This is a genomic window from Mangrovicoccus sp. HB161399, assembly GCF_013184745.1.
Classification (GTDB): domain Bacteria; phylum Pseudomonadota; class Alphaproteobacteria; order Rhodobacterales; family Rhodobacteraceae; genus Mangrovicoccus.
Window position 1 is genome coordinate 97,999 of the sequence record NZ_JAATVU010000002.1, and the last position, 22,768, is coordinate 120,766.

Annotated in this window: 16 protein-coding genes and 1 tRNA gene; 11 read left to right on the plus strand and 6 right to left on the minus strand. The window is 65.6% G+C overall.

Annotated features, from left to right (window positions below):
* The 6 genes from tuf to HCC78_RS01865 all read right to left on the minus strand — a co-directional run.
* Positions 1 to 1,143 (minus strand): elongation factor Tu (gene tuf, locus HCC78_RS01840; RefSeq protein WP_172327026.1); only part of this gene is annotated, 1,143 nt, incomplete at its 3' end.
* Positions 1,144 to 1,231: 88 nt separating this feature from the next.
* The gene (gene fusA, locus HCC78_RS01845; protein WP_172327027.1) at positions 1,232 to 3,355 is read right to left on the minus strand and encodes an elongation factor G; all 2,124 of its coding nucleotides are present in this window, start codon (positions 3,353 to 3,355) and stop codon (positions 1,232 to 1,234) included.
* Positions 3,356 to 3,389: 34 nt separating this feature from the next.
* Positions 3,390 to 3,860, minus strand: coding sequence for a 30S ribosomal protein S7 (gene rpsG, locus HCC78_RS01850; RefSeq protein ID WP_138469896.1), 471 nt, complete (start codon positions 3,858 to 3,860; stop codon positions 3,390 to 3,392).
* A 12-nt stretch (positions 3,861 to 3,872) separates the two neighbouring features.
* On the minus strand, positions 3,873 to 4,244 hold the full coding sequence (gene rpsL / locus HCC78_RS01855) for a 30S ribosomal protein S12 (RefSeq protein ID WP_008331617.1): 372 nt from the start codon (positions 4,242 to 4,244) through the stop codon (positions 3,873 to 3,875).
* Between the two features lie 315 nt (positions 4,245 to 4,559).
* On the minus strand, positions 4,560 to 5,462 hold the full coding sequence (locus HCC78_RS01860) for a DMT family transporter (RefSeq protein WP_172327028.1): 903 nt from the start codon (positions 5,460 to 5,462) through the stop codon (positions 4,560 to 4,562).
* Between the two features lie 94 nt (positions 5,463 to 5,556).
* Positions 5,557 to 6,471 (minus strand): LysR family transcriptional regulator, encoded by a 915-nt coding sequence (locus HCC78_RS01865; protein WP_172327029.1) that lies wholly within the window; start codon positions 6,469 to 6,471, stop codon positions 5,557 to 5,559.
* A gap of 99 nt (positions 6,472 to 6,570) precedes the next feature.
* Here HCC78_RS01865 and ilvD point away from each other — a divergent pair, with 99 nt between their 5' ends.
* The 11 genes from ilvD (at position 6,571) to rpoC (ending at position 22,669) form a co-directional block, all read left to right on the plus strand.
* Entirely contained in the window at positions 6,571 to 8,421 is a 1,851-nt protein-coding gene (ilvD, locus tag HCC78_RS01870; protein ID WP_172327030.1) for a dihydroxy-acid dehydratase, read from the plus strand.
* Positions 8,422 to 8,602: 181 nt separating this feature from the next.
* Positions 8,603 to 8,678, plus strand: a tRNA-Trp gene (locus HCC78_RS01875).
* A gap of 737 nt (positions 8,679 to 9,415) precedes the next feature.
* Positions 9,416 to 10,258 (plus strand): hypothetical protein, encoded by an 843-nt coding sequence (locus HCC78_RS01880; RefSeq protein ID WP_172327031.1) that lies wholly within the window; start codon positions 9,416 to 9,418, stop codon positions 10,256 to 10,258.
* 51 nt (positions 10,259 to 10,309) lie between these two features.
* Positions 10,310 to 10,510 carry a preprotein translocase subunit SecE gene (gene secE / locus HCC78_RS01885; RefSeq protein ID WP_172327032.1) on the plus strand — a complete coding sequence of 67 codons (201 nt, stop codon included), beginning with the start codon at positions 10,310 to 10,312 and terminating at the stop codon, positions 10,508 to 10,510.
* 156 nt (positions 10,511 to 10,666) lie between these two features.
* Complete coding sequence (gene nusG, locus HCC78_RS01890; protein WP_172327033.1) at positions 10,667 to 11,200, plus strand: transcription termination/antitermination protein NusG; 534 nt, start codon at positions 10,667 to 10,669, stop codon at positions 11,198 to 11,200.
* A gap of 123 nt (positions 11,201 to 11,323) precedes the next feature.
* Entirely contained in the window at positions 11,324 to 11,776 is a 453-nt protein-coding gene (gene rplK, locus HCC78_RS01895) for a 50S ribosomal protein L11 (protein ID WP_172327034.1), read from the plus strand.
* A gap of 3 nt (positions 11,777 to 11,779) precedes the next feature.
* A complete protein-coding gene (gene rplA, locus HCC78_RS01900) occupies positions 11,780 to 12,490 on the plus strand; it encodes a 50S ribosomal protein L1 (protein WP_172327035.1) in 711 nt (236 codons plus the stop codon).
* A 468-nt stretch (positions 12,491 to 12,958) separates the two neighbouring features.
* Positions 12,959 to 13,477 (plus strand): 50S ribosomal protein L10, encoded by a 519-nt coding sequence (gene rplJ, locus HCC78_RS01905; RefSeq protein WP_172327036.1) that lies wholly within the window; start codon positions 12,959 to 12,961, stop codon positions 13,475 to 13,477.
* A 68-nt stretch (positions 13,478 to 13,545) separates the two neighbouring features.
* Complete coding sequence (gene rplL, locus HCC78_RS01910; RefSeq protein ID WP_172327037.1) at positions 13,546 to 13,926, plus strand: 50S ribosomal protein L7/L12; 381 nt, start codon at positions 13,546 to 13,548, stop codon at positions 13,924 to 13,926.
* 253 nt (positions 13,927 to 14,179) lie between these two features.
* Positions 14,180 to 18,316 (plus strand): DNA-directed RNA polymerase subunit beta, encoded by a 4,137-nt coding sequence (rpoB, locus tag HCC78_RS01915; protein WP_172327038.1) that lies wholly within the window; start codon positions 14,180 to 14,182, stop codon positions 18,314 to 18,316.
* 69 nt (positions 18,317 to 18,385) lie between these two features.
* Entirely contained in the window at positions 18,386 to 22,669 is a 4,284-nt protein-coding gene (gene rpoC / locus HCC78_RS01920; protein ID WP_172327039.1) for a DNA-directed RNA polymerase subunit beta', read from the plus strand.
* The last annotated feature ends 99 nt before the right edge of the window (positions 22,670 to 22,768 follow it).

Consider the following 22,768-nt stretch of genomic DNA (forward strand, 5'->3'; position numbering starts at 1 on the left):
GACGGTGCGGCCGCCTTCGCGGATGGCGAAGCGCAGCTTCTCTTCCATCGCGATCGGAGCGATCAGCTCGACCGTGAACTTCAGGTTGTCGCCCGGCATCACCATCTCGGTGCCTTCCGGCAGCGTCACGGTCCCGGTCACGTCGGTGGTCCGGAAGTAGAACTGCGGACGGTAGTTCGCGAAGAACGGCGTGTGGCGGCCGCCCTCTTCCTTGGTCAGGATGTAGGCCTCGGCCTCGAACTTCGTGTGCGGGGTCACGGAGCCCGGCTTGCAGAGAACCTGGCCGCGCTCGACGCCTTCACGGTCGACGCCGCGCAGCAGCGCGCCGATGTTGTCGCCGGCTTCGCCGCGGTCCAGCAGCTTGCGGAACATCTCGACGCCGGTGCAGGTCGTCTTCTTGGTGTCGCGGATGCCGACGATCTCGATTTCGTCGCCGACATTGATGACACCGCGCTCGACGCGGCCGGTCACGACGGTGCCGCGGCCGGAGATCGAGAACACGTCCTCGATCGGCATCAGGAACGGCTGGTCGATCGGACGGTCCGGGGTCGGGATGTACTCGTCGACGGCAGCCATCAGCTCGCGGATCTTGTCCTCGCCGATCGCGTTGTCGCGGCCTTCCATCGCGGCCAGCGCCGAACCCGCGATGATCGGGATGTCGTCGCCGGGGAAGTCGTAGGAGGACAGCAGTTCGCGGACTTCCATCTCGACGAGCTCGAGCAGCTCCTCGTCATCGACCTGGTCGACCTTGTTGAGGAACACGACCAGCGCCGGGACGCCGACCTGGCGCGCCAGCAGGATGTGCTCGCGGGTCTGCGGCATCGGGCCGTCGGCGGCGTTCACGACCAGGATCGCGCCGTCCATCTGGGCGGCACCGGTGATCATGTTCTTGACGTAGTCGGCGTGGCCGGGGCAGTCGACGTGGGCGTAGTGGCGCGCCTCGGTCTCGTATTCCACGTGCGCGGTGGAGATGGTGATGCCGCGGGCCTTCTCTTCCGGCGCGCCGTCGATCTGGTCGTAGGCGCGGAATTCGCCGAAGTACTTCGTGATTGCTGCGGTCAGCGTCGTCTTGCCGTGGTCAACGTGACCGATCGTGCCGATGTTCACGTGCGGCTTGTTACGCTCAAACTTTGCCTTTGCCATGGTGGCCTCCTGTTTTCGTTCCTGGCGGTGAGCGCCGGGCTCACCCTACGGGTGGATGGCAGGGCGGGCCACAGGGCCCGCCGCCAGATCAGGCGTATTTCGCCTGGATTTCCTCGGAGATGTTCGACGGCACCGGATCGTAGTGGTCGAACTGCATGGTGAACTGCGCGCGGCCCGAGGACATGGAGCGCAGGGTGTTGATGTAGCCGAACATGTTGGCCAGCGGCACGAACGCGTCGATCGCGATCGCGTTGCCGCGGTTTTCCTGTCCGGACACCTGGCCGCGCCGCGAGGTCAGGTCGCCGATGATCGAACCGGTGTATTCTTCCGGAGTGATCACTTCGACCTTCATCATCGGCTCGAGCAGCTTCGCGCCTGCCTTCTTGAGGCCTTCGCGCATGCCTGCACGTGCGGCGATCTCGAACGCCAGGACCGAGGAGTCGACGTCATGGAAGGCACCGTCGGTCAGGGCCACCTTGAAGTCGATCACCGGGAAGCCTGCCAGCGGACCGGAGTCCATGACCGACTTGATGCCCTTCTCGACGCCGGGGATGTATTCCTTCGGCACCGCGCCGCCGACGATCTTGGATTCGAAGGAGAAGCCTTCGCCCGGCTCGGTCGGGGTGATGGTCATCTTCACGCGTGCGAACTGGCCCGAACCGCCCGACTGCTTCTTGTGGGTGTAGTCCACTTCGGCTTCGTGGCTGATCGTTTCGCGGTAGGCCACCTGCGGCGCACCGATGTTCGCTTCCACCTTGAATTCGCGCTTCAGGCGGTCGACGAGGATGTCGAGGTGAAGTTCGCCCATGCCCTTCATGATGGTCTGGCCCGACTCGAGGTCGGTCTCGACGCGGAAGGACGGGTCTTCGGCGGCGAGGCGCGCGAGGCCCTGGGACATCTTCTCCTGGTCGGCCTTGGTCTTCGGCTCGACGGCGATCTCGATCACCGGCTCGGGGAAGGTCATGGTTTCCAGGACGACCGGATCCTTCGGATCGCAGAGCGTGTCGCCGGTGGTGGTGTCCTTGAGACCCGCCAGCGCGATGATGTCGCCTGCGAACGCTTCCTCGATTTCCTCGCGGTTGTTCGAGTGCATCATCATCATGCGGCCGACACGCTCGCGCTTGCCCTTGGTCGCATTGAGCAGCTGGTCGCCCTTCTTCATGACGCCGGAGTAGATCCGGGTGAAGGTCAGCGAACCGACGAAGGGGTCGTTCATGATTTTGAACGCAAGGCCGGCGAAGGGCATGTTGTCATCAGCGCGGCGCGCGATGTTCCGGACTTCCTCTTCGTCGCCCGGCTTGAAGCCCATGTAGTCGACCACGTCGAGCGGGCTCGGCAGGAAGTCGATGACGGCGTTCAGCAGCGGCTGCACGGCCTTGTTCTTGAATGCGGAACCGCCCAGCATCGGGACGAACGCCATTTCCAGCGTGCCCTTGCGGAGCAGCTTGCGGAGGGTATCGACGTCGGGCTCTTCGCCTTCGAGATACTTCTCCATCCACTCGTCGTCCATTTCGACGGCGGCTTCGATCATGACGCCGCGCCACTCGTCGGCCTGGTCCTGCAGCTCGGGACGGATGTCCTCGAGGACCCAGCTTGCGCCGAGGTCGTCGCCCTTCCACAGCCATTCCTTCATCAGGACGAGGTCGAGCAGGCCTTCCAGCTCGGTCTCGGCACCGATCGGAATCGCGACCGGGATGGCGCGCGCGCCGGTGCGGTCTTCGATCATCTTGTGGCAGTTGAAGAAGTCAGCGCCGATCTTGTCCATCTTGTTGACGAACACGATGCGCGGAACCTTGTAGCGGTCAGCCTGGCGCCACACGGTTTCGGTCTGGGGCTCGACGCCTGCGTTGGCGTCGAGCACGCAGACAGCACCGTCGAGCACCGCCAGCGAACGCTCGACTTCGATGGTGAAGTCGACGTGGCCGGGGGTGTCGATGATGTTGAAGCGGTACTTCGTGTCAGAGGTACCGTCGGCGGTCGGAAGCTCCTGGCGCTGCCAGAAGGTGGTCGTCGCAGCCGAGGTGATGGTAATGCCCCGCTCCTGCTCCTGCTCCATCCAGTCCATGGTCGCGGCGCCGTCGTGCACTTCCCCGATGTTGTGGGACTTGCCGGTGTAGTACAGGATCCGTTCCGACGTGGTGGTCTTGCCCGCGTCGATATGGGCCATGATACCGAAGTTCCGGTACCGCTCGAGTGGGTAGTCGCGTGCCATGGGAGATGTCCTTCAGGCGGAGTAGGTCAGAAAGTTACCAGCGGTAGTGGCTGAACGCCTTGTTGGCGTCTGCCATCTTGTGCGTGTCTTCGCGCTTCTTGACCGCGGTACCACGCGAGTTCAGCGCATCGACGAGCTCGCCTGCGAGGCGCTCTTCCATGGTGTTCTCGTTGCGGTTGCGGGCAGCAGCGATCAGCCAGCGGATGGCCAGCGCTTCGCGGCGCTCGGGACGGACTTCGACCGGAACCTGGTAGGTCGCACCGCCGACCCGGCGGGAGCGGACCTCGACGGACGGCTTGATGTTGTCCATGGCCTCGTGGAAGACCTCGACCGGCGATTTCTTCGTCTTCGCTTCGACGCGGTCGAAGGCGTTGTAGACGATGCGCTCGGCGGTGGATTTCTTGCCATCCACCATGAGGTTGTTCATGAACTTGGTCAGAACCTTGTCGCCATACTTGGCGTCAGGCAGGACTTCGCGTTTTTCAGCAGCGTGACGACGGGACATCTACGTCTCTCCTTATTTCGGGCGCTTCGCGCCGTACTTCGAGCGGCGCTGCTTACGGTCTTTGACGCCTTGGGTATCCAGGACGCCGCGGAGGATGTGGTAACGGACGCCCGGAAGGTCCTTCACCCGGCCGCCACGGATCAGGACAACGGAGTGCTCCTGAAGGTTGTGGCTTTCACCCGGGATGTAGCTGATCACCTCGTAGCCGTTGGTGAGACGCACCTTGGCCACCTTCCGCATTGCCGAGTTCGGCTTCTTCGGAGTGGTGGTGTAGACGCGCGTGCAGACGCCGCGCTTCTGGGGGCAGGACTCCAGGTGCTGGGACTTGGAGCGCTTCACTTTGGGCTGCCGCGGTTTGCGGATCAGCTGTTGGATCGTTGGCATGCCGGGTATCTCTCCGCTTTGCACATTTTCTTCGTCTCTCGCGCACCTGCCGTGCGTAGGCCCCTGAGACGCCGAGCCCGGGACCCGGACAAAGCGCAAAAACCACGCCGTCCCACAGTGGGGTACGCCGTGGTGGGTCCTCAGAGGATCGGGGCTTTTCACGGCCCGGATCTTGACCACTTAAATACTTGAGATGCGACAGGATACAGTGATCCCGTCGCGATTGGGCGGCGTATATGCAGAGTCGCGGGGGTTGTCAACAGCACCCCGGACAACTGGACCCATTCCCCGGGAGGGTTTCCCGGCATGCCCGGATCACGGGCGCGGAATGACCGGCCGCGCGCGCAGGCGGCGCAGCCGGATCTCGCGCCAGAGCGAGTATCCGCCCGAGGCCACGACGATGGCCGAACCGATGACCGTATAGATGTCGAGCGTCTCCTTCAGCCAGATCACCCCGATCAGGATTGCCCAGAGCAGGCCCATGTAGCGGAAGGGCGCGACGAAGCCGATCTCGCCCGAGCGCATCGACTGGATCGCGAGCAGGTAGGCCGCGACCAGCAGCACCCCGCCGCCGCAGAGCGTGACCGCCACCAAGAGCGGCACCGCCTGCCAGTCGGAGAACATCCCCCAGACCAGCGCCATCGTGGTGGTGGCCAGCGAGCCGCAGAAGGCCGGGATGGTCGGCGGGATCGCCGCGGGGATCTGGCGCGAGGAGAGGTCGCGCAGCGTCAGGAAGGCCACGGCCAGCAGCGCCACCAGGCTCCAGGCCGAGAATCCCTCGGTGCCCGGGCGGATGATCACCAGCACGCCGAGGAAGCCAGCGGTGATCGCGGCCAGACGGCGCCAGCCGATCGGCTCCTTCAGGAAGACCGCGCCGGCCAGCGTCACGCTCAGGGGCGCCGCCTGGCCGATCGCGGTGAAGACCGACAGCGGCATGTGGTAGAGCGAGACGATCACCGAGGTCCCGGTCCCGGCCTCTGCCGCCGAGCGGGTCAGGATCGTGCGCAGGTCGCGCCCGCGCGGCATGGGCAGGCTCTTGCGCGTCGCGAAGAGGATGCAGGCCAGAAGGAAGCTGGAGACAGCGCCGCGGATGAAGATCGCCTGCGAGACCGGGATCTGGCCCGCAATCGACCGCATCAGCGCGTCATTGGTCGCGAAGGCGCCCATGCAGGCCGTCATCAGGACCGCACCGCGGATGTTGTCGGTGGAACTCAGCATGTCTCGGAACTTTCGCGGCGTCACGGGCAGGTGTCAGGTCCGTGAACCACAGAACCGGCGCCCCGGCAATGGCCCCTTCCGGGATCGGCCCGCATCAGCCGCCCTCGGCAAGCTCCGCCTCCACCACCGACAGGAAGTTGCGCAGCACCGGCGGCGCCTCCCCGGACCGCCAGATGATGCCGGTTTCCAGCTCGGGCGGCGCGGCGGCCAGATCGAGATAGCGCACGCCGGTCCGCGCAAGGTTGCGCAGGGACCGCGGCACCAGAGCGATGCCCATCCCGGCCGAGACCAGGCTGATGATGGTCTGCATCTGGATCGCATGCTGGGCGACATGGGCCTCGCCGCCGCATTCCGAATAGTAGCCGGTGACGAGATCGTGGAAGACCGGCGCGGCGCGGCGCGGGAACAGGATCAGCGGCGAGGCGATCACCGCCTCCGCCGGGATCCGCCCGGCCTCCGGGACCAGCCGCCCCTCGTCGATCCACAGCTCCGGAATTGCGGCGATCAGCGGCTCGACCAGCAGCCGGCGGTAGGCGAAGCCCTCGGGCAGAACGCCGACGCCCTGCCGGATCACGATCCCCGCCTGCCCCCTGCCCTCGGCCAGCGCCGCGATCTGCCGGTCGCTGGTCGCCTCGTTCAGCGACAGCTCCACCTCCGGGTAGAGCTCGCGGAAGCGGTGCACCAGCCGCGGCAGGATGGAATAGTCGGCGGTGGAGACGAAGGACAGCTCCAGCCGTCCGGAATGGCCGCCGAGGATCCGCTCCGCCGCCGGCTCCAGCGCATCGACGGCCGCCAGCGCCGCGCGCACCTGCGGCAGCCAGGCCGCGCCGAAGGGGCTGAGCGCCACGCTGCGCCGGGTCCGGATGAACAGGGCCGCGCCGAGCCGCCGCTCCAGCGCCTGGATCGACTGGCTGAGCGGCGGCTGCGTCATGCCCAGCCGCTCGGCCGCCCGCCCGAAATGCAGTTCCTCCGCCACCGCCGCGAAATGCCTCAGCGGGCGCACATCCATCCGTCATATCTCCAGCGACCCAATCTGCGCACAATAATATATTTCCCACCGCTTTTCGAGACTGATAGAAGGCGCCGACAGTTTCCAAGGGAGGGTCCGATGCCCCAGTACCGCTCGAGAACCAGTACCCATGGCCGCAACATGGCAGGGGCCCGCGGCCTCTGGCGCGCCACGGGGATGACCGACGACGATTTCGGCAAGCCGATCATCGCCATCGTCAACAGCTTCACCCAGTTCGTGCCCGGCCATGTCCACCTCAAGGACCTGGGCCAGATGGTGGCCCGCGAGGTCGAGAAGGCCGGCGGCGTCGCCAAGGAGTTCAACACGATCGCGGTCGATGACGGCATCGCCATGGGCCATGACGGGATGCTGTATTCCCTGCCGTCGCGCGAGATCATCGCCGACAGCGTGGAATACATGGTGAACGCGCATTGCGCCGACGCGATGGTCTGCATCTCCAATTGCGACAAGATCACCCCCGGCATGCTGATGGCTGCGATGCGCCTGAACATCCCGGTGGTCTTCGTCTCCGGCGGCCCGATGGAGGCCGGCAAGGTCGTGTGGGAAGACGGCAAGGAACAGGCACTCGACCTCGTCGACGCCATGGTCGCCGCCGCAGATGACCGGATCTCGGACGCCGATGTCGCCACCATCGAGCGCTCTGCCTGCCCGACCTGCGGCTCGTGCTCGGGCATGTTCACCGCGAACTCGATGAACTGCCTGACCGAGGCGCTCGGCCTGTCGCTGCCCGGCAACGGCTCGACGCTGGCCACCCACGCCGACCGCCAGCGGCTCTTCGTCGAGGCCGGCCATCTGGTCGTCGACCTCGCCCGCCGCTACTACGAGCAGAACGACGCCTCCGTGCTGCCGCGCTCGATCGCGACGGTCCCGGCCTTCAAGAACGCCATGACGCTGGATATCGCGATGGGCGGCTCGACCAATACCGTGCTGCACCTGCTGGCCGCGGCGGTCGAGGGCGAGGTCGATTTCGACATGTCCACGATCGACCAGCTCAGCCGCAACGTCCCCGTGCTCTGCAAGGTCGCGCCGGCTAAATCCGACGTGCACATGGAAGATGTCCACCGCGCCGGCGGCATCATGTCGATCCTGGGCGAGCTGGACCGCGCCGGCCTGCTCGACACCAGCGTGGGCTCCGTCCACTCGGAAAGCCTCGCCCATGCGCTGGACCGCTGGGACGTGACCCGCACGAATTCCGAGACGGTGCATGACTTCTTCCGCGCAGCCCCCGGCGGCGTGCCGACCCAGGTCGCCTTCAGCCAGGACCGCCGCTACGACACGCTGGATCTGGACCGCGAAGCCGGCGTGATCCGCGATGCCGAGCATGCGTTTTCGAAGGACGGCGGCCTGGCCGTGCTCTACGGCAACCTCGCCGAGGACGGCTGCATCGTGAAGACCGCCGGCGTCGACGAGTCGATCCTGGTCTTCCACGGACCGGCCCGCATCTTCGAATCGCAGGATACTGCCGTGTCGGCGATCCTGACGAACAAGGTGAAGGAAGGCGACGTGGTGCTGATCCGCTACGAGGGACCGCGCGGCGGCCCCGGCATGCAGGAAATGCTCTACCCGACCTCCTACCTGAAGTCGAAGGGCCTGGGCAAAGCCTGCGCGCTGGTCACCGACGGCCGCTTCTCCGGGGGCTCCTCGGGGCTGTCCATCGGCCATGTCTCGCCCGAGGCGGCCGAAGGCGGCACGATCGGCCTGGTCGAGGAAGGCGACCTGATCGAGATCGACATCCCGAACCGGAAAATCCACCTGGCAGTCGACGACGCGGCCCTGGCCGCCCGCCGCCTCGCCCGCGACGAGAAGGGCTGGAAGCCGGAAGAGAAGCGAGCCCGCAAGGTGTCCTCGGCGCTGAAGGCCTATGCCGCGCTGACCACCTCCGCCGCCAAGGGTGCCGTCCGCGACGTCACCCAGCTCGAGAAGCGCTGACCCGTTTTCCGCCGGGCGCCAGCCGCCCGGCGGGATGCAGCAAAGGAGGCGGATTTTTTCGATTCACCGGAAGAATCCGCTTGCACTCCTCCCCCGGCTGCACCAGATAAGGCCACCACAGGCGGCGGCTCAGCCAAGGCCTGACGGCAGATCGGCGGCACGCCCGCAAGGTCTGCAGGATAGGGGTATAGCTCAGCTGGTAGAGCGACGGTCTCCAAAACCGTAGGTCGCGGGTTCGAACCCTGCTGCCCCTGCCACCTTCCAATTGCCGGAACATTGCCAGTGCTGCCGCCGCATCGAGACGGATGCCATGTGCGGCCGTTCCCGCGACGCCGGACGGCAGCAGTCCCGCCACGCTCCGGAACCCGGGGCAGCGCATGACGGCCGGCACCCGTCCTTTCGGGACCGCTGAGGACGCCGAACATCAGCTGCGTGGCAGAACCGAAATCGCGCTGAACGCCAGGACGGGAACCGCCGATCACTCCGGAGCAGGCAGCTCCGGCGATATGACCGCGGAAAGCGTGCCGCGAAGAGCGGGATCTCCCGGGGATTCGCCGCTGCAAGCAGGAAGGCCCGGCAAGAGAGCCGCGCCCCCGAAATCTTGCCCGCGGCACCGGCGGAAAGGTCCAGCGCCTCGCGTACGAGGTGCAGCGCCGCACCAGCAATGCCAGATAGCCCGTGCCCGCCCTGCCGAACAGCGAGCAGAATAGCTCCGCGCCCGCCAAGCCCCGGCCCAGAGGCGGGCCGCAGCTCAGAGACCCGGCGCATTCCCCCAGATCATCGGCTGGACGCCGACCGCCCTGGCTGCACCGCACGGCGCTGCCAAGGCGACCTGGCGACATGATGTGTGCGGCAGAAACACGACCGAAGGACGCCCGGGCGGGGTGGTTCATGCCCCCGCATGCAGTCCAATGCGCGCCTGAAGCCTCCGCCGCGGTAGAGCATTCCTTAGGGCATCCGGCCTATGGCTTCGGGGAAACGCGCGGGAGGAGCCATGCCGACAGGCGGAACGCGGGGCTGCCACATCCATCTCGGCCTCCACAAGACGGCCAGCACGCATCTGCAGGCCGCGCTGGCCAGCGCCGGGCCGGAGCTGCGCGCGGCGGGCATCGCCTGGATCGGCCCCGGACCGATCCGCAAGGGAAAGACCGGCATTCTCGAGGCGATCGACGGCACGGCCGCGCCCGGCCGCGCGCGGCGCTGGCTCAGGCGTCTGTCGCAGGACTGCCGGCTGCTGGCGATCTCCGAGGAAAATATCCTGGGCACGATGGAAGAGAACTTCCTCGGCCCCTGCCCCGGCCCCTACCGCCGCGGCCAGGACCGGCTGGCTGGACTGCTCTCGGCGCTGGATCTGGGCGAGGTGCGGCTCTTCCTCGCCCTGCGCCATCCGGCCGACTACTATGCCTCCTGCTACCGCTTCCATCTGCGGCAGAACCCGTTCCTGCCCTGGAAGGCCTATTCCCGGCAGGTCCGGCTGGCCGACCTGCGCTGGCAGCCGCTGGTCGCGGCGCTGGCCGCCCTGCCCGGCGTCGCCGGGATCACCGTCTGGCGCTACGAGGACTATCCCGCCTGCGGACCGCAGATCCTTGGCGCGCTGCTGGGGCCCGGCCATCCGGAGGTCGACCTCTCGGGCCGCGCAAACGAAGGGATGGACGGCGCGGAACTGCGCGGCCTCTACCGCGCCCACGGCCTGCGCCCGGATTTCCGCGGCCCGGGCTTCCGGCCCTTCGGACCGCTGCAGCGGCTGCGTGCCGATGCCCGCCATGCCCGCGACCTGGAGGCCGTCGCGCGGACCCCCGGCGTCACCCTGATCGGCCCCGCGCGCCACGGGACTTGAACAATCTGTCCACAGGCAGTATCTGCGCCGGGATTCAGAGAGGTTCCGGACATGGCGACAACCAACCCCGTTCAGTTCATCCAGCAGGTGCGCGGCGAGATCTCCAAGATCGCTTGGCCCACCCGCCGCGAGGTGCTGATCACCAGCCTCATGGTGCTGGTCCTGACCGCCATCTTCGCGCTTTTCTTCTCGGTGATCGACATGATCATCCGCTTCGGGCTGCAGTCCGTCCTGACCGTTTTCGGCAGCTGACGGGCCCCCTCCGGGGGCGGAAAACGGCTCTTGCCTTTCGGATCGGCGGGGGCTAGCACGCACACTCACTCAAAACGTGGCGTGCCGCGATTCGCGGCGTGCTCTGCTGTTCCACAAAGGGACGAGCCGCTGCGGGCGGGACAAGGATAAGGCAAGATGGCGAAACGGTGGTACTCGGTCAGCGTCCTCTCGAATTTCGAGAAGAAGATCGCGGAACAGATCCGCCACGAAGTCGCCGAGAAGGGGCTTGAGGACCAGATAGAAGAGGTTCTCGTCCCGGAAGAGGAAGTGATCGAGATCCGCCGCGGCAAGAAGGTCTCGGTCCCGCGCCGCTTCATGCCGGGCTACGTGCTTGTGCGGATGGAAATGACCGATCAGGGCTACCACCTGATCAACTCGATCAATCGGGTCACCGGGTTCCTCGGTCCGCAGGGCAAGCCGATGCCGATGCGCGACGCCGAAGTGAACCAGATCCTGAACCGGGTCGAGGAAGGGGTCGAACAGCCCCGCACGCTCATCCATTTCGAGGTGGGCGAGAAGGTCAAGGTCGCCGACGGCCCGTTCGAGGATTTCGAAGGCCTCGTGGGCGAGGTGGACGAGGACAACCAGCGCCTGAAGGTGACGGTGTCCATTTTCGGCCGGGAAACCCCGGTCGAGCTTGAATTCACGCAGGTCACCAAGCTGATCTGAGTGCAAGGCGTGGGAGGTGCCCCGGACGCGTCCGGGACCTGACCACGGCAACGAGTGGCTGCCGGCGCGCCGGACAGCCGTTGGAGGCGGAGCAATCCGCCGCTTGTCAGAAGGAGAGGCCTCATGGCCAAGAAACTGATCGGCACCCTGAAGCTTCAGGTGAAGGCCGGCCAAGCGAACCCGTCCCCGCCCGTCGGCCCGGCCCTGGGCCAGCGCGGCATCAACATCATGGAATTCTGCAAGGCGTTCAACGCCAAGACGCAGGACATGGAGCCGGGCGCCCCCTGCCCGACCGTGATCAGCTACTATCAGGACAAGTCGTTCACGATCGACATCAAGACGCCGCCTGCGTCTTACTACCTGAAGAAAGCTGCGGGCCTGAAGCCGGTTGGCAAGCGCAACCGTCCGAAGGGCGCCGAGAAGCCCGGCCGCGAAACCATCGCGACCGTCACCGTTGCACAGGTGCGCGAGATCGCCGAGGCCAAGATGAAGGACCTCAGCGCGAACGACATCGAAGGCGCAATGAAGATCATCCTTGGTTCCGCGCGGACCATGGGCATCGAGGTGAAAGGCTAAGTCATGGCAAAGCTCGGTAAGCGCACCAAAGCCGCCCGCGAAGCCTTCGTCGGCAAGGAAAACCTCTCCGTCGAGGAAGCTGTCGCCCTGATCAAGGGCTCGGCCTCCGCGAAATTCGACGAGACCCTCGAGATCGCCATGAACCTCGGCGTCGACCCGCGCCACGCAGACCAGATGGTCCGCGGCGTGGTCACCCTGCCGAACGGCACCGGCAAGACCGTGCGCGTCGCCGTCTTCGCCCGCGGCGCCAAGGCTGACGAAGCCCTGGCCGCAGGCGCGGACATCGTCGGCGCGGAAGAGCTGATGGAAACGATCCAGGGCGGCACGATCGAGTTCGACCGCTGCATCGCGACGCCGGACATGATGCCGATCGTCGGCCGTCTCGGCAAGATCCTCGGCCCGCGCAACCTGATGCCGAACCCGAAGGTCGGCACCGTGACCATGGACGTGGCCCAGGCCGTGGCGAATGCCAAGGGCGGCGAAGTCCAGTTCAAGGTCGAGAAGGCCGGCGTCATCCACGCAGGCATCGGCAAGTGCTCCTTCGACGACGCCAAGCTGGCGGAGAACGTCCGTGCCTTCGTCGAGGCCGTGTCGCGCGCCAAGCCGACCGGCGCCAAGGGTGCGTACCTGAAGAAGATCTCGCTCAGCTCCACCATGGGCCCGGGCGTGTCGGTTGCCGTCGAAGACGCGGCAACGGCAGCTGCCGCCGTCTGATACGGCGCGGCACCGATTGCGGAGGGCAGCACCTTGCGGTGCTGCCCTTTCGCGTTCTCCGGCGGCTGCAGTCCATGCCCGTGGCGCCCGGAATGCAGCTGGTTTGCCCGGACGGACGGACGCCGCCGCGGAAATTGCCGTCCGCGGACGGACAATCCGGTCAAATCCGCAAGAAGGCCCTTCCCCCCGGAGCGAAAGACCGCTACAGGACACGCTCCTGCGGGAATCGGACATTGGCTGATTCCCGTAGTCTGTCCGAGACGGAGGGTGCGTCGAGGGAAGCCGCCAGGGGCTGACCGAAGGCGCTTAATGTCCTTCCTGAGATGGGGATCGAGACGTTTCTCTGGGACCAGGAAATTCCTGTTCTCTGGCGATCTGGCCTCGGGACCATCAGCGGACCCGAACGTCGGGCCCTGTGCCCGGCAGACATGAGCCGAGGGGGCAACCCCTCAAACTTGGAGCAAAACTGTGGATAGAGCCCAGAAAGAGAAAGTGGTCGAGGAACTCGGCCAGATCTTCGAAAGCTCTGGCGTCGTGGTGGTTGCACACTACGCGGGTCTCACGGTTGCCGAAATGCAGGATCTGCGGGCGCGCATGCGCGATGCCGGCGGATTCGTGCGTGTTGCCAAGAACAGGCTCGCCAAGATCGCCCTGAAGGACACTCCGGCGGAAGCCATGGGTGACCTGCTGACGGGCATGACCGTGCTGTCCTATTCCGAGGATCCTGTGGCTGCGGCCAAGGCTGCCGAGGATTTCGCCAAGGGGAACGACAAGTTCCAGATTCTTGGCGGCGCAATGGGTGGCACGGTGCTGGACCGGAACGGTGTGAAGACCGTGTCCCAGATGCCGTCGCGCGAGGAGCTCATCGCTTCCATCGTCGGCTGCATCGGTGCACCTGCTTCGAACATCGCCGGTGCCATTGGCGCGCCTGCAAGCAACATCGCAAGCATCCTTTCGACAATCGAGGAGCGCGGCGAGGCCGCGTGACATGGGAACCGCGTGGGGTTGGAACACTTCGCGTTGGAACACATATCTAGATATACGGAACCAGAGAAATGGCTGATCTGAAAGCACTCGCAGAGCAAATCGTCAACCTGACCCTGCTCGAAGCACAAGAACTGAAAACCATCCTGAAGGATGAGTACGGCATCGAGCCCGCAGCGGGCGGCGCCGTCATGATGGCAGGCCCGGCAGCCGACGCAGGCGCGGCCGCAGCCGAAGAGCAGACCGAATTCGACGTGATCCTGAAAGAAGCAGGCGCCGAGAAGATCAAGGTCATCAAAGAAGTCCGCGGCATCACCGGCCTGGGCCTCAAGGAAGCAAAAGAGCTGGTCGAAGCCGGTGGCAAAGCCGTCAAGGAGCAGGTCTCCAAAGACGAAGCCAACGACATCAAGGCGAAGCTGGAAGCAGTCGGCGCCGTCGTCGAGCTCAAGTAATCGCGCACGCGCATGTCGCGTAGCTGATTGCACTATTCGGTGGCTGGATCCGGATTTTCCGGGTCCAGCTATCCGCGTCTTGGAGAGGGGCCTGCCTCGTGCAAGCCCCGGCCCCTCTCCAGGGTGCGGACCGGTCGAGCGGCTCCCTTTGGGACGGGAGCCAGGAATGGACCGATCCCCCTGATTTCATCGGCGTGCGGCCGGCCACCCCACCGGCCTGCGCGTTGGCGAAACACGAAAGGTGACGACGCGCATGGCTCAGTCCTTCCTCGGCCAGAAACGACTCCGCAAATATTACGGTCGCATCCGTGAAGTTCTGGAGATGCCGAACCTCATCGAGGTTCAGAAAAGCTCCTACGAATTGTTCCTCAAATCGGGCGATGCCCCCCAGCCGCTGGACGGCGAAGGCATCATGGGCGTGTTCCAGTCCGTTTTCCCGATCAAGGATTTCAACGAGACCGCCGTTCTCGAATTCGTGAAATACGAGCTCGAAAAGCCGAAATACGACGTCGAAGAGTGCATGCAGCGCGACATGACCTACAGCGGCCCGCTGAAGGTGACGCTGCGCCTGATCGTGTTCGATGTCGACGAGGACACCGGCGCGAAGTCCGTGAAGGACATCAAGGAGCAGGACGTCTTCATGGGCGACATGCCGCTGATGACGCCCAACGGCACCTTCATCGTCAACGGCACCGAGCGCGTGATCGTGTCCCAGATGCACCGCTCGCCGGGCGTGTTCTTCGACCATGACAAGGGCAAGACCCACGCCTCGGGCAAGCTGCTGTTCGCCTGCCGCATCATTCCCTACCGCGGCTCCTGGCTGGACTTCGAGTTCGACGCCAAGGACATCGTGTTCGCCCGCATCGACCGCCGCCGCAAGCTGCCGGTCACGACCCTGCTCTATGCCCTGGGCCTCGACCAGGAAGGCATCTGCGACGCCTATTACGACACGGTGAACTTCCGTCTCGACGGCTCGCGCGGCTGGGTGACCAAGTTCTTCCCCGAGCGCGTGCGCGGCACCCGCCCGACCTACGACCTCGTGGATGCCGCCACCGGCGAGATCATCTGCGAAGCCGGCCAGAAGATGACCCCGCGCAAGGTCAAGCAGCTGATCGACGAAGCCACCGTCACCGAGCTGCTGGTGCCCTTCGACCACATCATCGGCCGCTATGTCGCCAAGGACATCATCAACGAGGAAAACGGCGCGATCTATGTCGAGGCCGGCGACGAGCTGACCTGGGAACTCGACAAGGAAGGCGAGATCTCCGGCGGCACGCTGAAGACCCTTCTCGATGCCGGCGTGCGCGAGATCCCGGTGCTGGACATCGACAACATCAATGTCGGCCCCTACATCCGCAACACCATGGCCGCGGACAAGAACATGAGCCGCGAGACCGCGCTCATGGACATCTACCGCGTCATGCGCCCGGGCGAGCCGCCGACCGTCGAGGCCGCCTCGACCCTGTTCGACAGCCTGTTCTTCGATAGCGAGCGCTACGACCTCTCGGCCGTCGGCCGGGTGAAGATGAACATGCGCCTGGCGCTCGACGCCGAGGACACCCAGCGGACGCTGCGCAAGGAAGACATCATCGCCTGCATCAAGGCGCTGGTCGAGCTGCGCGACGGCAAGGGCGAAGTCGACGACATCGACCACCTCGGCAACCGCCGCGTCCGGTCCGTCGGCGAGCTGATGGAGAACCAGTACCGCGTCGGCCTTCTGCGGATGGAGCGCGCCATCAAGGAGCGCATGTCCTCCGTCGAGATCGACACGGTCATGCCGCAGGATCTGATCAACGCCAAGCCCGCGGCTGCCGCCGTGCGCGAGTTCTTCGGCTCGTCGCAGCTGTCGCAGTTCATGGACCAGACCAACCCGCTGTCGGAAGTCACCCACAAGCGGCGTCTTTCGGCGCTCGGGCCGGGCGGCCTGACGCGCGAGCGCGCGGGCTTCGAGGTCCGCGACGTCCACACGACCCACTACGGCCGGATGTGCCCGATCGAGACGCCGGAAGGCCCGAACATCGGTCTCATCAACTCGCTGGCGACCTTCGCCCGCGTGAACAAGTACGGCTTCATCGAGACCCCCTACCGGGTGGTGAAGGACGCGCAGGTGACCGATGAGGTCCACTACATGTCCGCCACCGAGGAACAGCGCCACGTCATCGCCCAGGCGAACGCGTCGCTGGACGAGGAAGGCCGCCTCACCAACGAGATGGTCAACACCCGGATGTCGGGCGACTACACGCTGAACCCGCGCGAGAGCGTCGACCTGATCGACGTGTCGCCGAAGCAGCTGGTGTCGGTCGCGGCCTCGCTGATCCCGTTCCTGGAAAACGACGACGCCAACCGCGCCCTCATGGGCTCGAACATGCAGCGCCAGGCGGTCCCGCTCCTGCAGGCCACCGCGCCTCTGGTCGGCACCGGCATCGAGCAAGTCGTCGCCCGCGACTCCGGCGCGGCGATCATGGCCAAGCGCGGCGGGATCATCGACCAGGTCGACGCGACCCGGATCGTGATCCGTGCCACCGAGGATCTCGAGCTCGGCGATGCCGGCGTCGACATCTACCGGATGCGCAAGTTCCAGCGCTCGAACCAGAACACCTGCATCAACCAGCGTCCGCAGGTGAAGGTGGGCGATCTGGTCACGAAGGGCGAAGTCATCGCGGACGGCCCGTCCACCGACATGGGGGAATTGGCGCTCGGCAAGAACGTCATCGTCGCCTTCATGCCGTGGAACGGCTACAACTACGAGGACTCCATCCTCATCTCCGAGCGCATCGTGCGTGACGACGTCTTCACCTCGATCCACATCGAGGAATTCGAAGTCGCCGCCCGCGACACGAAGCTGGGCCCGGAAGAGATCACCCGCGACATCCCGAACGTCGGCGAGGAAGCCCTGCGCAACCTCGACGAGGCGGGCATCGTCTACATCGGCGCCGAAGTCGGTCCGGGCGACATCCTCGTGGGCAAGATCACGCCGAAGGGCGAAAGCCCGATGACGCCGGAAGAGAAGCTCCTCCGCGCCATCTTCGGCGAGAAGGCGTCCGACGTGCGCGACACCTCGCTGCGCCTGCCCCCGGGCGATTACGGCACCATCGTCGAGGTCCGGGTGTTCAACCGCCACGGCGTCGACAAGGACGAGCGCGCGATCCAGATCGAGCGCGAAGAGGTGGAACGCCTCAGCCGTGACCGCGACGACGAACTCGCCATCCTGGAGCGCAACATCTACGCGCGCCTCAAGGACATGATCCTCGGCAAGCCCGCGGTAAAGGGTCCGAAGGGCATCCGTCCGGGCACCGAGATCACCGAGGAGGTCCTTTCCGGCCTGAGCCGCGGCCAGTGGTGGCAGCTCGCGCTGGAAGACGAGGCCGAGGCGCAGATGATCGAGGCCCTGAACGCGCAGTACGAGGCGCAGAAGCGCGCGCTCGACGCACGGTTCGAGGACAAGGTCGAGAAGGTCCGCCGCGGCGACGACCTGCCTCCGGGCGTGATGAAGATGGTCAAGGTCTTCGTCGCGGTGAAGCGCAAGCTTCAGCCGGGCGACAAGATGGCCGGCCGCCACGGCAACAAGGGCGTGATCTCGCGCGTGGTGCCGATGGAGGACATGCCGTTCCTCGAGGACGGCACCCCGGTCGACTTCGTCCTGAACCCGCTGGGCGTGCCGTCGCGGATGAACGTCGGGCAGATCCTGGAAACCCACATGGGCTGGGCATCGCGCGGCCTGGGCATCCAGATCGACGAGGCGCTGCAGTCCTACAAGCACAACGGCGACCTCACCCCGGTCCGCGACGCCATGAAGTTCGTCTATGGCGACGAGATCTGGGAAGAGGGCATCGCCGATATGGACGAGGGCCAGCTTCTGGAAGCGGCGGGCAATGTCACCGGCGGCGTTCCGATCGCGACGCCCGTCTTCGACGGCGCCAAGGAGCATGACATCAACGAGGCGCTGACCAAGGCAGGCTTCTCCACCTCCGGCCAGAGCCGTCTGTTCGACGGCCGCACCGGCGAGGAGTTCTCGCGCAAGGTCACCGTCGGCGTGAAGTACCTGCTCAAGCTGCACCACCTCGTGGACGACAAGATCCACGCGCGGTCCACCGGTCCGTACTCGCTGGTCACCCAGCAGCCGCTGGGAGGCAAGGCGCAGTTCGGCGGCCAGCGCTTCGGGGAGATGGAGGTCTGGGCCCTGGAAGCCTATGGCGCCGCCTACACCCTGCAGGAAATGCTGACGGTGAAGTCGGACGACGTGGCAGGCCGGACCAAGGTCTACGAGAGCATCGTCAAGGGCGAGGACAACTTCGAGGCCGGCGTGCCGGAATCGTTCAACGTTCTCGTCAAGGAGGTCCGGGGTCTGGGCCTCAACATGGAACTCCTGGACGCGGAGGGATCGGAGTAACCGGGTTTTCCCCCGGGCGGGCCTCCGGGCCCGCCGCTCCATTTTCCGCGCAATTTCAAGGATAGCCCAATGAACCAGGAACTCGTGAACAACCCGTTCAACCCCCTGACCCCGCCGAAGCAGTTCGACGAGATCAAGGTGTCCCTCGCCTCCCCGGAACGGATCCTGTCGTGGTCCTATGGCGAGATCAAGAAGCCCGAGACGATCAACTACCGCACGTTCAAGCCGGAACGTGACGGCCTGTTCTGCGCGCGCATCTTCGGTCCGATCAAGGACTACGAATGCCTCTGCGGCAAGTACAAGCGGATGAAGTACCGCGGCGTCGTCTGCGAAAAGTGCGGCGTCGAGGTCACCTTGCAGAAGGTGCGCCGCGAGCGCATGGGCCATATCGAGCTGGCCTCGCCGGTCGCGCATATCTGGTTCCTGAAGTCCCTGCCCTCCCGGATCGGCCTCATGCTCGACATGACGCTGCGCGATCTGGAGCGGATCCTCTATTTCGAACAGTACGTGGTCATCGAGCCGGGTCTGACCGACCTGACCCAGGGCCAGATGCTGTCCGAAGAAGAGTACATGGACGCGCAGGACGCCTATGGCGTTGACGCCTTCACCGCCAATATCGGCGCCGAGGCGATCCGCGAGATGCTGTCGATGATCGACCTCGAAGCCGAGGCCGAGCAGCTGCGCGCTGACCTCGCGGAGGCCACCGGCGAGCTGAAGCCGAAGAAGATCATCAAGCGCCTGAAGATCGTCGAGTCCTTCATCGAATCCGGCAACCGTCCGGAATGGATGATCATGACCGTGATCCCGGTCATTCCGCCGGAACTGCGTCCGCTGGTTCCGCTGGATGGCGGCCGCTTCGCGACCTCGGACCTCAACGACCTCTACCGCCGCGTGATCAACCGGAACAACCGCCTCAAGCGGCTGATCGAACTGCGCGCGCCGGACATCATCATCCGCAACGAAAAGCGGATGCTGCAGGAATCCGTCGACGCGCTGTTCGACAACGGCCGCCGCGGCCGCGTCATCACCGGCGCCAACAAGCGTCCGCTGAAGTCGCTGTCCGACATGCTCAAGGGCAAGCAGGGCCGCTTCCGCCAGAACCTTCTGGGCAAGCGGGTCGACTTCTCCGGCCGGTCCGTGATCGTGACCGGTCCCGAGCTGAAGCTGCAGCAGTGCGGCCTGCCGAAGAAGATGGCGCTCGAGCTCTTCAAGCCCTTCATCTACTCGCGCCTCGAGGCCAAGGGCCTGTCGAGCACCGTGAAGCAGGCGAAGAAGCTCGTCGAAAAAGAGCGTCCGGAAGTCTGGGACATCCTCGACGAGGTGATCCGCGAGCATCCGGTGATGCTGAACCGCGCACCGACGCTGCACCGCCTCGGCATCCAGGCCTTCGAACCGGTCCTGATCGAAGGCAAGGCAATCCAGCTGCACCCGCTGGTCTGCTCCGCGTTCAACGCCGACTTCGACGGCGACCAGATGGCCGTGCACGTCCCGCTGAGCCTCGAGGCCCAGCTGGAAGCGCGCGTCCTGATGATGTCGACGAACAACGTCCTGTCGCCCGCCAACGGCGCGCCGATCATCGTTCCGTCGCAGGACATGATCCTGGGTCTCTACTACGTGACCCTGGAGCGGAAGGGCATGGTCGGCGAAGGCATGGTCTTCGCCAACATGGAAGAGGTAGAGCACGCGCTGGCCTCCGGTGCCGTCCACCTGCACGCCTCCGTCACCGCACGGGTCAAGCAGATCGACGACAACGGCCTTGAAATCGTCAAGCGCTACCAGACGACGCCCGGCCGCCTGAAGGTCGGCGCGCTGCTGCCGCTGAACGCCAAGGCCCCCTTCGAGCTGGTCAACCGCCTGCTCAAGAAGGGCGAAGTCCAGCAGGTCATCGACACCGTCTACCGCTATTGCGGCCAGAAGGAGTCGGTCATCTTCTGCGACCAGATCATGACGCTCGGCTTCCGCGAGGCCTTCAAGGCCGGCATCTCCTTCGGCAAGGACGACATGGTGATCCCCGACAACAAGTGGGAGATCGTCAACGGCGTGCGCGACCAGGTCAAGGAGTTCGAACAGCAGTACATGGACGGCCTGATCACCCAAGGCGAAAAGTACAACAAGGTGGTGGACGCCTGGTCGAAGTGCAACGACAAGGTCACCGACGCCATGATGGCGACCATCAAGAAGCTGCCGATCAACGAGGACGGATCCGAGGGCGAACCGAACTCGGTCTACATGATGTCCGACTCGAAGGCGCGGGGCTCCGTGACCCAGATGAAGCAGCTGGGCGGGATGCGCGGCCTGATGAACAAGCCGAACGGCGAGATCATCGAGACGCCGATCATCTCGAACTTCAAGGAAGGCCTCACCGTTCTCGAGTACTTCAACTCGACCCACGGCGCCCGGAAGGGCCTGTCGGACACGGCACTGAAGACGGCGAACTCGGGCTACCTGACCCGCCGTCTGGTGGACGTGGCGCAGGACTGCATCGTCCGCCAGGACGATTGCGGCGGCTCCCGCTCGATCACCGCGCAGGCGGCGGTCAATGACGGCGAAGTCGTGTCCTCGCTCGCCGAGCGCATCCTGGGCCGCACCGCGGCGGAGGACATCTTCCGTCCGGGCACCGAGGAGCTGCTGGTTGCGCAGAACGAGCTGATCGACGAGCGCAAGGCCGACCTGATCGAGTCCGCGCGCATCCAGACCATGCAGATCCGCTCGCCGCTGACCTGCGATACCGAGGATGGCGTCTGCGCCAAGTGCTACGGCCGCGACCTGGCCCGCGGCACGCCGGTGAACATCGGCGAAGCCGTCGGCATCATCGCGGCCCAGTCGATCGGCGAACCCGGCACCCAGCTGACGATGCGGACCTTCCACATCGGCGGCGTGGCGCAGGGCGGCGGCCAGCAGTCCTTCCAGGAATCCAGCCAGGCAGGCCGGGTCGAGCTGCGCAACCCGCAGCTGATGACCGCTGCCAACGGCGACATCCTGGTCATGGGCCGGAACCTGGTCCTGGCGATCGTCGGCGAGACCGGCGAGGACCTGGTGACCCACAAGGTCGGCTACGGCTCCAAGCTCTGGGTCAAGGACGGCCAGGAAGTGAACCGCGGCGAGCGCCTGTTCGAATGGGACCCCTTCACCCTGCCGATGATCGCGGAAGCGGCGGGCAAGGTGAAGTTCGTCGACCTGACCGCGGGCATCTCGGTGCGCGAGGATGTCGACGATGCCACCGGCATGTCGCAGAAGATCGTGATGGACTGGCGGACGGCGCCCAAGGGCAACGAGCTGAAGCCGGAGATCATCATCGTCGGCGAGGACGGGCAGCCCATGCGTAACGACCAGGGCCGTCCGATCACCTACCCGATGTCGGTCGACGCGATCCTGTCGCTGGAAGACGGCACCGAAGTGCAGCCGGGCGACATCGTCGCGCGGATCCCGCGCGAAGGCGGCGGCACCAAGGACATCACCGGCGGTCTGCCGCGGGTGGCGGAACTGTTCGAAGCACGGCGTCCGAAGGACCATGCGATCATCGCGGAGCTCGACGGCTACGTGAAGTTCGGCCGCGACTACAAGAACAAGCGCCGCATCACGATCGAGCCCGCGGACGACACCATGGACTCGGTCGAGTACATGGTGCCGAAGGGCAAGCACATCCCGGTGGCAGAGGGCGACTTCGTCCAGAAGGGCGACTACATCCTCGACGGCAACCCTGCCCCGCATGACATCCTGCGGATCATGGGCATCGAGGCGCTTGCCGACTACATGATCGACGAGGTCCAGGCGGTCTACCGGCTGCAGGGCGTGAAGATCAACGACAAGCACATCGAGGTGATCGTCCGCCAGATGCTGCAGAAGTGGGAGATCCTCGACTCCGGCGACACCACGCTCCTCAAGGGCGAGCATGTCGACAAGGTCGAGTTCGACGAGGCCAATGCCAAGGCGGAGGCCAAGGGCGGCCGTCCGGCATCGGGCGAGCCGATCCTGCTGGGCATCACCAAGGCGTCGCTGCAGACGCGCTCCTTCATCTCGGCGGCCTCCTTCCAGGAGACCACCCGCGTGCTCACCGAGGCCTCGGTCCAGGGCAAGCGCGACAAGCTCGTCGGCCTGAAGGAAAACGTCATCGTCGGCCGCCTGATCCCGGCGGGCACCGGCGGTGCGACCCAGCGGATCCGCCGGATCGCATCGGACCGCGACGCCAAGGTCATCGAGGCGCGCCAGGAAGAGGCGGAAGCAGCGCTGGCGCTGGCCGCTCCGGAATCCGACGACATGTCGGGCGGCTTCGGCCAGGTTCTGGGCGACGACATCTTCGGCGGCCCGGACGACAGCGGCCTGGTCGATCTGCCGGAGCGCGGCGAAGACTGACGCGTCCCGCAGCTACAGACATGCAAAACCCCCGCTTCGGCGGGGGTTTTCTTTTGCCCGGCCTCCAGGCGCGGCACCCGCTGGCCGGGACATGTCTCT

Excerpts from the sequence above, each read along its gene's own strand:
- HCC78_RS01865 (WP_172327029.1), bottom strand. The coding sequence starts at position 6,471 with ATGGATGTGCGCCCGCTGAGGCATTTCGCGGCGGTGGCGGAGGAACTG.
- HCC78_RS01880 (WP_172327031.1), top strand. The coding sequence starts at position 9,416 with ATGCCGACAGGCGGAACGCGGGGCTGCCACATCCATCTCGGCCTCCAC.
- rplL (WP_172327037.1), top strand. The coding sequence starts at position 13,546 with ATGGCTGATCTGAAAGCACTCGCAGAGCAAATCGTCAACCTGACCCTG.
- nusG (WP_172327033.1), top strand. The coding sequence starts at position 10,667 with ATGGCGAAACGGTGGTACTCGGTCAGCGTCCTCTCGAATTTCGAGAAG.
- secE (WP_172327032.1), top strand. The coding sequence starts at position 10,310 with ATGGCGACAACCAACCCCGTTCAGTTCATCCAGCAGGTGCGCGGCGAG.
- rpsL (WP_008331617.1), bottom strand. The coding sequence starts at position 4,244 with ATGCCAACGATCCAACAGCTGATCCGCAAACCGCGGCAGCCCAAAGTG.
- rplA (WP_172327035.1), top strand. The coding sequence starts at position 11,780 with ATGGCAAAGCTCGGTAAGCGCACCAAAGCCGCCCGCGAAGCCTTCGTC.
- ilvD (WP_172327030.1), top strand. The coding sequence starts at position 6,571 with ATGCCCCAGTACCGCTCGAGAACCAGTACCCATGGCCGCAACATGGCA.
- rplK (WP_172327034.1), top strand. The coding sequence starts at position 11,324 with ATGGCCAAGAAACTGATCGGCACCCTGAAGCTTCAGGTGAAGGCCGGC.
- rpoB (WP_172327038.1), top strand. The coding sequence starts at position 14,180 with ATGGCTCAGTCCTTCCTCGGCCAGAAACGACTCCGCAAATATTACGGT.
- HCC78_RS01860 (WP_172327028.1), bottom strand. The coding sequence starts at position 5,462 with ATGCTGAGTTCCACCGACAACATCCGCGGTGCGGTCCTGATGACGGCC.
- fusA (WP_172327027.1), bottom strand. The coding sequence starts at position 3,355 with ATGGCACGCGACTACCCACTCGAGCGGTACCGGAACTTCGGTATCATG.
- rpsG (WP_138469896.1), bottom strand. The coding sequence starts at position 3,860 with ATGTCCCGTCGTCACGCTGCTGAAAAACGCGAAGTCCTGCCTGACGCC.
- rpoC (WP_172327039.1), top strand. The coding sequence starts at position 18,386 with ATGAACCAGGAACTCGTGAACAACCCGTTCAACCCCCTGACCCCGCCG.